The sequence below is a fragment of the Collinsella sp. An271 genome, assembly GCF_002159695.1.
GTDB classification, from domain to species: domain Bacteria; phylum Actinomycetota; class Coriobacteriia; order Coriobacteriales; family Coriobacteriaceae; genus Collinsella; species Collinsella ihumii.
Genome location: NZ_NFJE01000004.1, coordinates 165,059 through 179,543 on the forward strand (window position 1 = coordinate 165,059; position 14,485 = coordinate 179,543).

The window sequence follows — 14,485 nt, forward strand, 5'->3', positions numbered from 1 at the left end:
TTTGGACATTGTAGCAATTCGCGCGCACCTCCACCGAACCCCCTATCATCGGGCCGCACGGCCCACGCGCGCAAGATGGCGCCCCGCGGCGACCGCCATCAAAAAGGCCCCGGCTTCTTCAGCCGGGGCCTCAAGAGACCTGGACAGGCGTGCATCGATCCTAGAGATCGATATGGGACTCCTTGATGGGGTACGGGGCCGCGAAGTGGCACGCGCAGAAGTGCCCGGGCTCAACTTCCTTGAAGTCGGGCTGCTCGGCGCCGCAGATCTCCTTGGCGATCGGGCAGCGCGTGTGGAAGCGGCAACCGCTCGGGGGATCGATCGGCGAGGGCGGGTCGCCCGCGAGGATGATGCGGCGGCGGGACTTCATCAGGTCGGGGTCCGGGATGGGGGCCGCCGACAGGAGCGACTGCGAGTACGGATGATGCGGCTCGGAGTACAGCGTCTTCCAGTCGGAGAGCTCCACGATCTTGCCGAGGTACATGACGGCCACGCGGTCGGAGATGTGCTGCACGACGGACAGGTCGTGCGCGATGAACAGGTACGCCGTGCCGAACTGCTTCTGGAGCTCCTTCAGCAGGTTCAGGACCTGGGCCTGGATGGACACGTCGAGCGCGGAGACCGGCTCGTCGCAGATGATGAGCTTGGGATGCAGCGCGAACGCGCGGGCGATGCCGATACGCTGGCGCTGGCCGCCGGAGAACTCATGCGGGTAGCGGTTGATATGCTCCGGGTTCAGGCCGACGATGTCGAGCAGCTCGCGCACGTACTTGTTGCGCTCGGATGCGCTGCGGCCGTCGCCGTGGATCTGCAGCGGCTCGGAGATGATCTCGCCGATCGTCATGCGGGGGTTCAGGCTCGCGTACGGATCCTGGAAGATGAACTGCATCTGACGGCGAAGGTCCTTGAGCTCGCGCTTGCTCATCTTAGAGACGTCGCGGCCCTCGAAGTAGACCTTGCCCGACGTCGGCCGCGTGAGCCTCATGATGGAACGGCCCGTCGTGGACTTGCCGCAGCCGGACTCGCCGACCAGGCCCAGCGTCTCGCCCGGCATGATCTCGAAGCTCACGTCGTTGACGGCAGAGACCTTCTTGGCGAAGCGGCCCGCGAACACGCCGGACTCCGCAGGGAACTCCTTGCACAGATGCTCGACCTTGAGCAGAGGGGTGTTCTCAGCCATTTATGCCTCCTTCTTCTCGGTCGAGGCGGCCTTCTGGCGCGCTGCCAGGTCGGCACGCGTGCGGGAGTTCTCGGGCGCGAACTTGAGGAAGTTCGGGTCGTCGGCGAAGTGGCACGCGGAGTAATGGCCGGTCTCGGTCGTGATGTGGCCGGGGACCTTCTCGTGACAGACGTCGACGGCATACGGGCAGCGCGGGGCGAACGGGCAGCCGCTCGGCAGGTTCACGAGCGACGGCGGGTTGCCCGCGATAGGGGTGAGCTCCTTCTTCTCCTCGAGCGCGTGGTCGGGAATGGAGCGGATGAGGCCCCAGGTGTAGGGATGGCGGGAGTCGTAGAAGATCTCCTCGGCCGTGCCGAACTCCACGGGACGGCCCGCGTACATGACCATGATCTTGTCGGCCATGTCGGCCACGACGCCCAGATCGTGCGTGATCATGATGATGGCGTTGCCGTTCTTCTGCTGCATCTCCTGCATGAGCTCGATGATCTGCGCCTGGATGGTCACGTCGAGCGCCGTGGTGGGCTCGTCGGCGATCAGGATGTCGGGGTCGCAGGCGAGCGCCATAGCGATCATGACGCGCTGGCGCATACCGCCGGAAAACTGGTGCGGATACTCGTTCACGCGCTTCTCGGGCTCGGGGATGCCCACGAGGTCGAGCAGCTCGGTGGCGCGCTTGAGCGCCTCGGCCTTGGAGTAGCCGCGGTGCAGGCGCAGGCCCTCGCCCACCTGGCGGCCGATCTTGTAGACCGGGTTCAGGGAGGTCATGGGGTCCTGGAAGATCATGGCGATGTCGTTGCCGCGGATATGCTGCATCTCCTCCTCGGACATCTCCAGGATGGAGTGGCCGCGGTAGCGGATGTCGCCGCCCTCGATCTTGCCCGGGGGCATCTCGATGAGGCCCATGATGGTCATGTGCGTCACCGACTTGCCGGAGCCGGACTCGCCCACCACGCCGAGCGTCTCGCCGCGGTCGAGCGTGTAGGACACGCCGTCGACCGCGTGGACGATGCCGTCTTGGGTATGGAAGTACATCTTGAGGTTGTCGACCTCGAGCAGGTGCTGGCCCTCAGGAACCGGCTGCTCCTTGAGATCGACCCAGTCGTTCTTACGCTTTGCCATTATGCATCCTTCATCTTGACGTCGAGGGCGTCACGCAGGCCGTCGCCGAGCAGCGTGAACGCAAGCACCGTGGAGAGAATCGCCAGGCCGGGCAGGACCATGAGCCAGGGCTCGGTCTGCAGGTACTGCTGGCCGGACTGGATCAGCGTTCCCCACGAGGGATCGGGCGGAACGACGCCCATGCCGAGGAACGACAGCGCGGACTCGGTCAGGATGGCGCCGCCGATGTTCATGGTCGCGTAGACGACGATGGAGGCCACGGAGTTCGGGAAGATGTGGCGGGCGATGATACGCAGATCGGAAGCGCCCATGGCGCGCGCCGCGTCGACGTAGTCGTTCTGCTTGACCGACAGGATCGCGGAGCGGAACACGCGCGCGATGCTCGGCCAGCCGAGAATGCCGATGGCGATGAACACGTTTTGGATGCCGTTGCCGATGACCGCAATCATGGCGATGACGAACAGCGTGTAGGGGAACGCCAGGAAGATGTCGGCCAGACGCATGATGATGGTGTCCCAGATGCCGCCGTAGTACGCGGCGATGGCGCCCATCACGAGGCCGATGGCGGTGGAGATGCCGGTGGCGACCACGCCGACGGTCAGAGAGATGCGCGCGCCGTAGATGACGCGGGACAGCACGTCGCGGCCGAGGGTGTCGGTGCCGAACGGGTGCTCGAGCGACGGCGGGAGGCGCGACTCGGCGGCCATGTTGGCGGCCGTCGCGTTCGGGTCGCCCAGGACCTGGGGCACCCACAGGTCGGCGGAGAGCGCGATCACGATGATGAACAGGATCCAGATCGCGGCAATCACCGCAAGCTTGTTCTTCTTCAGGCGTCCGAGCGCGTCGCCCCACAGGGTGCGGGACTTGCCGCTATCGGCGGATGCGACGCCGCCGTGCTCGACGGCGATGGAATCGGCATACGCCTGTGCGTCGGGACGCGAAACGGGGTAATTCATATGCGCTGCCTCCTAGCCCTCGTTCTTAGAGCTGCCGAGCCTGATGCGCGGATCGAGGAAGGCGTAGCTCACGTCTACGATAAGGTTGATGACCATGACCACCACGACGATGACCGTGACCGAACCCATGACGATGGGCCAGTCGCGCTGGGTGATGGCGACGTAGGTCTCGCGGCCGATACCGGGCCAGGAGAACACAGTCTCGGTCAGGATGGCGCCGGCGAGCATGGCGCCGAAGTCCATGCCGACGTAGGTGACGACCGGGATGAGCGCGTTTTTGAGAGCGTGCTTGCGGATGATCGCGCCCTTGGACAGGCCCTTGGCCTTGGCCGTGCGGATGTAGTCCTGGTTCATGACGTCGAGCAGCTGCGAGCGCATGATGCGCGCGGTGTAGGCCGTCGACACGGAGGCCAGGGTGATGGCGGGAAGGATGTAGTACATCCAATCCGGGTACAGGGCGCGCGGTCCGGCGACGCCCGAGATCGGCAGCGACACGGCGCCGCCCGTGACACCCTTCAGCCAGATGCCGAAGATGAGCTGGAGCAGCATGCCGAGCCAGAAGGCGGGCATGGCCACCAGCAGGGACGTGACCAGGGTCACCAGGACGTCCCAGAACGAGTATCGTTTGATCGCCGATATGATGCCGGCGCCGATACCCACTATCGCCTCTATCACGATGGCCACGAGCGCCAGCTGCACCGTGTAGGGATACTTCTGCAGGATGATGCTCGAGACCGGCGTACCGCGCTGGTACGAGGTGCCGAGGTCACCCTGGAGCAGATCGGTCAGATAGTTGACGTAGCGCTTGGGCATGGACGTCGGAATCGTGTCGCCGTTCTCATCGTAGATGATGTTGCCATCGGCGTCGGTCTCGATAAGACCATGGGCGGCACGGATGTTCATCTCCGTCGTCGGATCGAGCTTCCTCTCACCGGCGATCAGCTTGATCGGATCGCCCGGCACGACGTTCTGCATGATGAATAGAATCAGCGTCACGCCAAGGAAGACGGGGATGAACTGTAGGATTCGCTTGGCGATGTACTTGATCACAGCGATACCCTCCCTCATCTGGTTCTTACAGCGCGCCGCGGCACAGCTCATCGACCCCTGTCGCGGCGAAATTACAAGTATAGGGCAAACACTGCATCAAGCGAAAGTACAACGTGTTAGCTACAGGGGTCTAACACAACAAACAGGACACCGCCACATTGACGGTGTCCTGTTTAACATCACATGTGCTGGATTTTACCCATGCGTTTCATGCAACTAGGCGAGCTCAGCAGTCTCGAAGTGCGGGATGGTCTGAGCGTCGTAGTTGAAGCTCGCGAGGCGATCGGTACCAACGTAGTTGTGGGCGTAGAACATGATGGGGATGACCGGCATGTCGTTGCCGATGGTAGCGCAGATCTCGCGATAGGCGGCCTTGCGCTCCTCCTCGTCGTTGATCTGACGGGCGGCCAGCAAGGCGGCGTCGACATCGGGGTTGTTGTACGGGCCGTAGTTGTTGTCCGCGGTGCTGAAGAAGTTCGGGTACAGGAAGTTGTCCATGGTCGGGTAGTCAGCCGTCCAGCCGAGGCGGGCGAGCTGGAACTGACCGGAGGACAGGTTGTTCAGGTAGGTGGCCCACTCGGTGGTGTTCTGGGTCACCGTGATGCCCACGGCCTCGAGGTCGGCCTGGATGGAGGACATGATGTCCTCATGACCGCCGTCGCCGTTGTAGTCCAGCGTCACGTTGATGCCACGGGAGCCGTCCTCGCCCGCGGGGTAACCGGCGGCGTCGAGCTCCTCGGCAGCCTTCTCGGGATCGTAGGCGCAGGCGGCCCAGACGTTCTGCTCGTTGTCGTCGATGGACAGCGGCATGATGGAGTTGGCCGCCTCACGATAGCCCTCGTACAGGGTGTCGACGATGTTCTGGCGGTTGATGGCGTAGGAGATGCCGCGACGGACGCCGGCGTTGGAGAGCACCGGGTCGTTGAAGTTGACGACCAGGTAGTAGGTGGACAGCTCGGTACCGGTGAGGCACTGCTTGCCCGGGGTGACGGTGAAGCCGTCGTCGGACAGGCCGTACTGGTCGATGGTGTCCTGGATCTGGCCGGTGGGGATCATCGCGAAGTCGATGGAGCCGGACTGCAGCTCACGGAAGGCGACGTCCGGGTCGGCCTGGATGGAGAAGTACACGCCGTCGAGCTTGGGCGCCTCGCCGTAGTAGTCGTCGAAGCGGGAGACGGAAATGTACTGGTTGTGCTGCCAGGCCTCGTCCATCTTGAAGGGGCCGTTGCCGATGGGCTGCTCGAGGAACGACGCGGGGTCGTCGAGAGCGGCCTGCGGAACGGGCACGAGACCCGGGTGGCAGCAGACGGCCACGAAGTCGCCCATGGGGTCGGTCAGCTGGACCTGGAAGGTCAGCTCGTCGGGGCAGGTGAGGCCGGTGATCTCGGTGGCCTCGCCGGCAGCCATCTCGGCGTAGCCGGCGACAGGGGCCAGGTGGTAGCCGATCTCGGACGGGGCAGACATGGTGCCGTCGGCCAGGCGCTCCCAGCCGCGCTTGAAGGAAGCGGCGTCAACGGGGTCGCCGTTGTGGAAGGTCATGCCCTCGCGCAGATGGAAGGTGTAGGTCAGGCCGTCCTCGGAGACCTCGGGCAGGTCGGTGGCGCACATGGCCTTGGGCTCGTTGGTGTCCCAGTCCCAAGTGACCAGGCCGTCGAACACGGCGCGCACGACCGCGGTGCCCTGGTTCTCCTGGGCGTTGTACGGGTCGATGTAGGCGGGCTCGGACAGGTAGAAGCTCATGACGTTGTCGCCCGAGGCGCTGCTGTCGGTAGCGGTGCCGGAGCCGGAGCTTGCGGTGTTGCCGCCGTTGGAGCAACCGGCAAGCGCAGCGAGTGCGCTGGTAGCGAGAGCGCTGCCCACGAAGGCGCGACGACCCATGGGCTTGTTGAAGATTTCAGCCATGCCATCCTCCTTAAAACAGTTCAGAAGCGGGACCTGTGCGGTCCCTCCCCTACGACGCGATCATAAGCGGGGTGCTCAGGCTGTGATTGCACCCCTGACGCGATGGTCCCTAATGTACCGCAACTTTTGCATAATAAAGTGCTCAATTTGGTTCAATCCGAGATTTTCTTTAGCAAACCGGAGCATTCGCAGGTCACATCTGCATACTTTTAGAGGTTTGTAACATTTCTGTAACCTATAGCTCCATACGCTTGAGGACGGTGCCAAGAAAAAAGCCGCCTGGCGTTTTTCCAGGCGGCTCGAATGCAACTTGTTTTCAATCGTCCCTTAGATGCCCACGATGCCCTGCGGGAAGAAGAACATCGCCAACACGATGCAGATCGCGAACACGACGGCAACGATAACCGTTAGTTTGTCGAGATTCTGCTCCATGATGCCGGTCGCGGCGCTGGAGTTGTATAGCGAGCTGGCGATCATGTCGGAGACGCCGGTGCCCTTGCCGGAGTGCATGAGGACGAGCGCGATGAGCGCGAGCGTGGACAGTGCCCACACGATGAACAGGATGATCTGGAACGGACCCATGAGTCGTAATCTCCTTCTACGTACGTTCGAACAGTCCGTATGGTACCACACCTGAACCCGCCGCACGCAATCGCCACGGGTTAAGGGGCTGAAACGAACCCGTCCCCAACCAACCCCTAAGCAGAAGGGGGTCGCCAGCAGACGCTGACGACCCCCTTTCGGATCGATGGGTTGGAACGAACCCGTCCCCAACCGACCGTCTACTCGGTGGCGAGGATGCGGCCGGTCATTTCGGCCGAGGGCTCCAGGCCTGCGAGGGTGAGCATCGTCGGGGCGATGTCGGACAGGCGACCGTCCTCGATGCCGGTGAGCTTGGCGGCCGGATCGACCACGATGAACGGCACGCGGTTGGTGGTGTGCGCCGTGAACGGGTGCTTCACGCCCTCGGCGTCGACATCGAACATGTGATCGGCGTTGCCGTGGTCGGCGGTGATGAGCGCGAAGCCGCCCTTGGCGAGGATGGCCGGGATGACCTTGGACAGACCATCGTCAACAGCCTCGACCGCCTTGACGGCGGCGTCGAACACGCCGGTGTGGCCGACCATGTCGCAGTTGGCGTAGTTTACGATATAGAAGTCCGCGCGGTCCTCGTTGATCGCCTCAACGAGCTTCTCGGTGACCTCGGGCTCGCTCATCTCGGGCTGCAGGTCGTAGGTGGCTACCTTCGGCGAGGGCACGAGCACGCGCTCCTCCCCCTCCTTGGGCTCCTCGACGCCGCCGTTCAGGAAGAACGTGACGTGCGCGTACTTCTCGGTCTCGGCGGTATGCAGCTGCTTCAGGCCGGCCTGGGCGATGACGTCGGCAAGAACGTTCTCGGGGAACGTCTTGGGGAACGCCACCTCGACGTTCTTGAAGGTGTCGTCGTACTCCGTCATGGTCACGAAGTGCGAGAGCTTCGGCGCGACCTTGCGCTCGAAACCGTCGAAGTCGGTCTCGGTGAAGGCGCGCGTCATCTCGCGGGCGCGATCGGGACGGAAGTTGAAGAACACCATGGCGTCGCCGTCGCGCACGCCCTCGTTGTGGCAGGCGAACGGCTCGATGAACTCATCGCCGCGCTCATCCTTCTCGTAATAGGCGCGGACGCCCTCGACCGGATCGGTCTCGGTGTCGGAGGGCAGCGTGATGACGTCGTAGGCGCGCTCGACGCGCTCCCAGCGGTTGTCGCGGTCCATGGCCCAGTAGCGGCCGGAGACCGTGGCGATGCGGGCGTCGACCTCGGCGTAGGCGGACAGCGCCTCGAGGTTCTGCTTCAGCGTCTCGATGTAGCCTGCACCGGAGTGCGGGTCGACGTCGCGGCCGTCCATGAAGCAGTGGAAGCGGATGCGCTTGACGCCGTGGATGGCGGCGATGGCCGACAGGTTCTCGCCGTGGCGCTGCATGGAGTGGACGCCGCCCGGGGACACGAGGCCCAGCAGGTGCAGCGTGCCGCCGTTCTTGGCGACGTCGTCCATGGCGTGGGCCAGCGTCTCGTTCTCCTGGATGGAGCCGTCCTTGATGGAGTTGTTGATGCGGCTGAGCTCCTGGAAGACGATGCGCCCGGCACCGATGTTCAGATGGCCGACCTCGGAGTTGCCCATCTGGCCGTCAGGCAGGCCGACGTCCTCGCCCGAAGCGCCGAGCGTGGTGTGCGGGTAGTGCTCGTACAGGCTGTCGAGAAACGGCGTGTTCGCGGCAGCGACGGCGTTGTCGGAGCCCTCAGGGGCCAGGCCGCAGCCGTCCATGATCACGAGCAGGGCAGGAAGATGCTTGGGCACGGTCTACTCCCCCGCCTTCTCAACCATGGCGGCGAAGTCAGCGGCCTTGAGCGAGGCGCCGCCCACCAGCGCGCCGTCGACGTCCTCCTTCTCGAGGAAGCCGGCGATGTTGCCGGGCTTGGCGGAGCCGCCGTACAGCACGCGGATGCCCGCGGCGGTCTCGGCGCCGAAGACGTCGACGAGCGTGGCGCGGATGGCGCCGCAGACCTCCTGGGCGTCGTCGGCCGTGGCGGTCTTGCCCGTGCCGATGGCCCAGATGGGCTCGTAGGCGATCACGTACTTGGAGGGATCGGTGATCTCGAGGCCCTCGGTGTCCTTCTTGATCTGGTCGACGACGAACTCGACGTGCTTGCCGGCCTCGCGGACCTCAAGCGACTCGCCGCAGCACGAGATCGGCGTGATGCCGGCGGCCATCAGGGCCTTCGCCTTGCGGTTGACGTCCTCGTCGGTCTCGTGGAAGTAGTCGCGGCGCTCGGAGTGGCCGATGATGCAGTAGGTGGCACCGGCGCTCTTGAGCATGTCGCACGAGGTCTCGCCGGTATAGGCGCCGGAGGCCTCCCAGTACACGTTCTGGCCGCCAAGCGCGATCGGGGCGGCCTGGATGCGGTCGTTGACCGTAGTCAGGTCGACGGCCGGCGGGCAGACGACGACCTCGACGCCCTCGGGGACCTCGGGCAGGGCGCAAGCCAGCTCGTCGGCGAGCTTGGCGGCGCCGGCCACGTCGTTGTTCATCTTCCAGTTGCCTGCGATGAGGCGGGTGCGGTTACTCGGCATCGTTCAGAGCCTCCACTCCGGGAAGGGCCTTGCCCTCGACGAGCTCCATGGAGGCGCCACCGCCGGTGGAGATCCAGCTCATCTTGTCGGCCAGGCCGAACTTGTTGATAGCGGCCACGGAGTCGCCGCCGCCGATGATCGAGGTGCAGTCGGAGTCGGCCACGGCGCGCGCGACGGCCTCGGTGCCATGCGCGAACTGGTCCATCTCGAAGACGCCCATGGGGCCGTTCCAGAACACGGTCTTGGCGCCGGCGATGGCCTCGGTGTACAGCGCCTCGGTCTTGGGGCCGATGTCCATGCCCATGCGGTCCGCAGGGATCTTGTCGGAGTCGACGACCTCGCCGACCGCGTCCTCGCCGAAGTGGTCAGCGACGATGTTGTCGATGGGCAGCAGGATCTTGACGCCCTTGTCCTCGGCCTTCTTGAGCATCTCGCCGGCGCGCTCGATCCAGTCCTCCTCCTTCAGGGAGGTGCCGACAGCGTAGCCCTTGGCCAGGAAGAAGGTGTAGGCCATGCCGCCGCCGATGATCAGGGTGTCGGCGGAGTCGATGAGATGGTCGAGGACGCCGATCTTGGAGGACACCTTGGAGCCGCCGACGATGGCGACGAACGGGCGCTCGGGCTCGGCGAAGATGCCGGTCAGGGTGTCGACCTCCTTCTCAAGCAGGAAGCCGGCGACCGCGGGCAGGTACGCGGCCGGGCCCACCACGGAGCCCTGGGCGCGGTGCGCGGTGCCGAAGGCGTCGAGCACGAACACGTCGCCGTAGGACGCGAGGATCTTGCCGATCTCGGGGTCGTTCTTCTTCTCGCGCTTGTCGAAGCGGACGTTCTCGAGAACAAGGATGTCGCCCGGCTCGAGGGCGTCGACCGCGGCGGCGGCCTTCTCGCCGTAGGTGTCGTCGACGAACTTGACGTCGAAGCCGGTGAGCTCGGCGAGCTTGTCGGCAGCCGGCTTCAGGGAGAGCTCGGGCTCGGGGCCGTCGCCCTTGGGGCGGCCGAGGTGGCTCATGAGGATGATCTTGGCGTTGTGCTCCTTGAGGTAGGAGATGGTGGGGATGGCGGCGCGGACGCGGGTGTCGTCGGTCACGACGCCGTCCTTCAGGGGCACGTTGAAGTCAACGCGCATCAGGACGCGCTTGCCGTCGACATCGATGTCGCGAACGGTCTTCTTGGTGAAAGCCATGTGCATCTACCTTTCAACTTGATGCATCCGCGAAAGCGGAGTGCATATGAAAAGAGGGCGCGACCTTGGGGCATACGCCTTAAGGCCGCGCCCTCTCAATTCAAGACGCTAAGAAGCTCTGGTCGGGATATGCTTAGCCGACGAACTTCTCGAAGTACTTGATGGTGCGGACCATCTGAGAGGTGTAGGAGTTCTCGTTGTCGTACCAAGAAACGACCTGCACCAGGGTCTGGCCGTTGCCCAGATCGTTGCACATGGTCTGGGTGGCGTCGAAGATGGAGCCGTGGGTCTCGCCGATGATGTCGGTGGAGACGATGTCGTCCTCGTTGTAGCCGAAGGTCTCGGAGATGGTGGCGGCGTAGGCCTTCATGGCAGCGTTGACCTCGTCAGCGGTGACCTGCTTGTCGACGACGGCGTAGAGGTTGGTCAGCGAGCCGGTCGGGGTCGGGACGCGCTGGGCGGCACCGATGAGCTTGCCGTTGAGCTCGGGCAGGACCAGGCCGATGGCCTTGGCGGCGCCGGTGCTGTTGGGGACGATGTTGATGGCGCAGGCGCGGCTGCGGCGCTTGTTGCCCTTGCGCTGCGGGCCGTCGAGCGGCATCTGGTCGCCGGTCCAGGCGTGGATGGTGGTCATGATGCCGGCCACGATCGGGGCGAAGTCGTTCAGGCCCTTGGCCATCGGGGCGAGGCAGTTGGTGGTGCAGGAGGCGGCGGAGATGATGTTGTCCTCGGCCGTCAGCGTCTCATGGTTGACGTTGTAGACGATGGTGGGCAGGTCGTTGCCGGCGGGAGCGGAGATGACGACCTTCTTGGCGCCAGCATCGATGTGGGCCTGGGCCTTGGCCTTGGAGGTGTAGAAGCCGGTGCACTCGAGCACGACGTCGACGCCCAGCTCGCCCCACGGGAGGTTCTTGGCGTCGGCCTCCTTGTAGATGGTGATCTGCTTGCCGTCGACGGTGATGGAGTTCTCGTCGGAGGTGATCTCGTGATCGCGAGCGTAGTTGCCCTGCGTGGAGTCATACTTCAGCAGGTACGCAAGCATGTCGGGGGACGTGAGGTCGTTGATAGCAACGATCTCGGAGCCCTCGTGACCGAACATCTGACGGAACGCGAGACGACCGATGCGGCCAAAGCCGTTAATCGCAACCTTTACTGCCATGCTTGTCTCCTTTCGCGAGGCCCCCGCAGGTTCCCTTGCCTGCCGCTGAGGCCTACAAACAAACCTCTTAGAATATACCGTTTTTTCGTGATGAGTTTCACGACAATAGGGGTCGAATTGAGAATTTTCAGAGCTTTGAATTGCTTCAAAACCGCAGGAAAACGGCTATTGAAGCGATTCATTCATATCGGGACCAGCGGCTTCGACGAGCTTTTCCAGACGCAGCACGCGATGGTAGAGCGCCGACTTCGAAAGCGGGGGGTCGGCAATCTCTCCCAGATCGCGAAGCGACAGGTCGGGATGCGATTCGCGCAGGTCGCAGAAGGCCGACAGGGCCGAGGGAAGCGACTGCCTGAGCCCGAGCGCGTTCACCTGCTCGATGAGCTCCATCTGGCGCTGGGCGGCGCCCGCGCTCCTGCCCTGGTTGGCGAGCTCGGCGTTCACCCGGCGATTGACGGCGTTTTTCACCGACTTGACGACGCGCGCCTCCTCGATCTCGGCGACCGAGCGCTGCGCCCCCACCTCGCGCAAAAGGCGCAAGATGTCGTCGGCGCTCTTGATGTAGACGGCGAACGAGGAGCGGCGCCGGTTCACGCGGGCGCGCACGCTCACCTGCCCGATGAGGTCGGCGAGCGCATGGGCGAACTGCTCGCCCTGCACCGAGATCTCCAGGTGGAAGTCGCCACGCGGGTCGGCCACGAAGCCGCCCGCGATGAGGCTGCCGCGGATGTAGGCGAGCCGGCAGCAGTCGCGCGCGACCACATGGTGCGGGATGCCGCGCACGAGCGTTCCGGAGCGGTCGAGGATACCCAGCAGCACGAGCGCCTTCTCGAGGTCGGGCTGGTCGGGCAGGGCGATCAGGTAGTTGCGGACCCGGTGCAAGACGCTCTTGCGCACGGTGAACTCGGTTTTGAGCTTGAGAATCTGATGGGTGAGCCCGATCATGGTGCGCGCCACGGCGCCCGTCTCGGTCGCCACCTGCAGGCGGTAGTGGCCGCCGCCGCGCACGCTCAGGGTGCCGCAGACGCGGGCGAGCGCCGCGAGCGTCGCGATGTTGCAGTACTCGCAGGTCGGCGCGCAGCGCGCGAGCTCGTCGCGCACCTCGGCGGTAAACGACATCTATCCACCCCTTCTCAGGTATCGGGTCGGCACGAACCTTCAGACGTGCGGGCGTCAGTGCGCCTCGCCCGTGGCGGTCCGGTTCGCGCGCGGGAGGTCGCGGTGCGAGATGCTCACGTGATAGGACTGGCGCTCAAGGTAGTGCGCCGTCGCCTCGGCGATGGCGACGCTTCTGTGCTGTCCCCCCGTGCACCCGATGGCGATCGACAGCTGCGGCTTGCCCTCGGCGACGTAGCCGGGCATCACGGCATCGAGCAGCTTGAACCAGGCGTCGAGGAACTCCTTGGTCTTGGGGTTCTCCAGCACGAACGTCGACACCTTCTCGTCGAGCCCCGTCAGCTTGCGCATCTCGGGGTCATAGAAGGGATTCGGCAGGAAGCGCACGTCGATCATGATATCGGCCTCGACGGGCATGCCGTGCTTGAAGCCGAAGGAGAACACGCGCACGTCCATGAGCTGCTGGTCGGTCAGCTCCGAGAAGGCGACCAGCAGCTTGGCGCGCAGCTCGCTCGTGCGCAGGCGCGTGGTGTCGATGGTCATGTCCGAGCACTCGCGGATGCTCGCCAGCTGCACGCGCTCGCGCTGGATGGCGTCGGCAGTGGTCTCGCCGGGCATCGCAAGCGGGTGGCGGCGGCGGTTCTCGTTATAGCGCCGCATGAGCACCTCGTCCGAGGCCTCCAGAAAGACGATCTTGCAGCTCATCTCGTGATCGCGCAGCATCTGGATGGCATCTTGCAGCTCATCGAACAGACCCTGGCTGCGCAGGTCGCACGTGACGGCGAGATGGCGCCCGATGCCCGCGTTGATGCCCACGAGCTCGGCGAGCTGCAGGATGAGGCGCGGCGGTAGGTTGTCGATGCAGAAGTAGCCCATGTCCTCGAACACGTGCATGGCCTGGGTGCGCCCCGATCCGGACATACCCGTGATGACCACGACGTCAGGCACGCGGTCGGCAAGCTCGGCCTTGGTGATGGGGTTGTCGTTAGCAGCGGGCATAGAAGACCTCCTCGGGCAAACGCACTCTTTTCAGTATACCCGGGTGGAACTTTTTGGGACGGGGTCATTTGCCCCCGGCTGCCGGGAAGCAGATGGCCCCGTCCCAAAAAGTTCCGCGGGGCCGGCAGGTGCGCCGGCCCCGCGGAGCGACGTCGTCTTCAACCGAAGCGGCTACTTCTCGACCTCAGCCTTGAACCAGGAGGTCAGGCTCGTGGGATGCGCGATGGCGCCGCCGATGCCCGTGCCCACGGCGACGACTAGGCAGCTGGACGCCTTGCGCCCGCCGCCCCAGCGCGCCTCGCCCAGGGCGTGCGCGTGCACGTCGTTGAGCACGCGGCACGGCAGGCCGCAGGCCTCGCTCACGGCAGCGGCGAGCTTAGTGCCGCCCCAGCCGGGCATGAGCTCGTTGACGAAGGTGATGTCGCCCGTGCGCGGGTCCACCACGCCGGCCGACGAGATGCCCACGCCGGCAACGGGCCCCTCGGCGCGCTCGAGCGCCGCCTGCACGGCAGAGATCACGCGCGCGAGCACGTGCTCGCCGCCCTGCGCCGCCTCGGTCGGTATCTTCTCGACGGCCGAGGCGACCGGAGTCGCGCCGCCGGCCTCCCCTATGGACACCAGGCCGCACGCAATCTTGGTGCCGCCGATGTCGACGGCGGCGATGGTCATCTGTTCCATCGCGGACTCTTTACCTTAAGCGAGGGCGCGCCG

The 14,485-nt window shown here is 64.8% G+C and carries 13 protein-coding genes; all 13 read right to left on the reverse strand.

The window, feature by feature from the left end; all coding sequences use genetic code 11:
* Positions 1 to 160 precede the first annotated feature (160 nt).
* Complete coding sequence (locus B5F74_RS05340; protein ID WP_087200674.1) at positions 161 to 1,180, reverse strand: dipeptide ABC transporter ATP-binding protein; 1,020 nt, start codon at positions 1,178 to 1,180, stop codon at positions 161 to 163.
* Positions 1,181 to 2,299: an ABC transporter ATP-binding protein gene (locus B5F74_RS05345; protein ID WP_066834490.1), complete on the reverse strand. Its 1,119-nt coding sequence runs from the start codon at positions 2,297 to 2,299 to the stop codon at positions 1,181 to 1,183.
* Positions 2,299 to 3,255: an ABC transporter permease gene (locus B5F74_RS05350; RefSeq protein ID WP_087200676.1), complete on the reverse strand. Its 957-nt coding sequence runs from the start codon at positions 3,253 to 3,255 to the stop codon at positions 2,299 to 2,301. The genes B5F74_RS05345 and B5F74_RS05350 overlap by 1 nt, the downstream gene beginning before the upstream one ends.
* Positions 3,256 to 3,267: 12 nt before the next feature.
* Positions 3,268 to 4,305, reverse strand: coding sequence for an ABC transporter permease (locus B5F74_RS05355; protein WP_087200678.1), 1,038 nt, complete (start codon positions 4,303 to 4,305; stop codon positions 3,268 to 3,270).
* 216 nt (positions 4,306 to 4,521) lie between these two features.
* The gene (locus tag B5F74_RS05360) at positions 4,522 to 6,207 is read right to left on the reverse strand and encodes an ABC transporter substrate-binding protein (protein ID WP_087200680.1); all 1,686 of its coding nucleotides are present in this window, start codon (positions 6,205 to 6,207) and stop codon (positions 4,522 to 4,524) included.
* A 327-nt stretch (positions 6,208 to 6,534) separates the two neighbouring features.
* Positions 6,535 to 6,789, reverse strand: a complete 255-nt coding sequence (gene secG, locus B5F74_RS05365) for a preprotein translocase subunit SecG (RefSeq protein WP_066834484.1) — start codon at positions 6,787 to 6,789, stop codon at positions 6,535 to 6,537.
* A gap of 200 nt (positions 6,790 to 6,989) precedes the next feature.
* Positions 6,990 to 8,543 (reverse strand): 2,3-bisphosphoglycerate-independent phosphoglycerate mutase, encoded by a 1,554-nt coding sequence (gene gpmI / locus B5F74_RS05370; protein ID WP_255375105.1) that lies wholly within the window; start codon positions 8,541 to 8,543, stop codon positions 6,990 to 6,992.
* A gap of 3 nt (positions 8,544 to 8,546) precedes the next feature.
* Complete coding sequence (gene tpiA, locus B5F74_RS05375; RefSeq protein ID WP_066834483.1) at positions 8,547 to 9,317, reverse strand: triose-phosphate isomerase; 771 nt, start codon at positions 9,315 to 9,317, stop codon at positions 8,547 to 8,549.
* Positions 9,307 to 10,500 (reverse strand): phosphoglycerate kinase, encoded by a 1,194-nt coding sequence (locus B5F74_RS05380; RefSeq protein WP_087200682.1) that lies wholly within the window; start codon positions 10,498 to 10,500, stop codon positions 9,307 to 9,309. Before B5F74_RS05380 ends, tpiA begins: the two co-directional genes overlap by 11 nt.
* Positions 10,501 to 10,633: 133 nt before the next feature.
* Positions 10,634 to 11,659, reverse strand: coding sequence for a type I glyceraldehyde-3-phosphate dehydrogenase (gene gap, locus B5F74_RS05385; protein ID WP_066834481.1), 1,026 nt, complete (start codon positions 11,657 to 11,659; stop codon positions 10,634 to 10,636).
* Between the two features lie 165 nt (positions 11,660 to 11,824).
* A complete protein-coding gene (whiA, locus tag B5F74_RS05390; RefSeq protein WP_087200684.1) occupies positions 11,825 to 12,778 on the reverse strand; it encodes a DNA-binding protein WhiA in 954 nt (317 codons plus the stop codon).
* Positions 12,779 to 12,832: 54 nt separating this feature from the next.
* A complete protein-coding gene (rapZ, locus tag B5F74_RS05395) occupies positions 12,833 to 13,774 on the reverse strand; it encodes an RNase adapter RapZ (RefSeq protein ID WP_066834477.1) in 942 nt (313 codons plus the stop codon).
* Between the two features lie 171 nt (positions 13,775 to 13,945).
* Positions 13,946 to 14,452, reverse strand: a complete 507-nt coding sequence (locus tag B5F74_RS05400; RefSeq protein WP_087200686.1) for an ROK family protein — start codon at positions 14,450 to 14,452, stop codon at positions 13,946 to 13,948.
* Positions 14,453 to 14,485 lie beyond the last annotated feature (33 nt).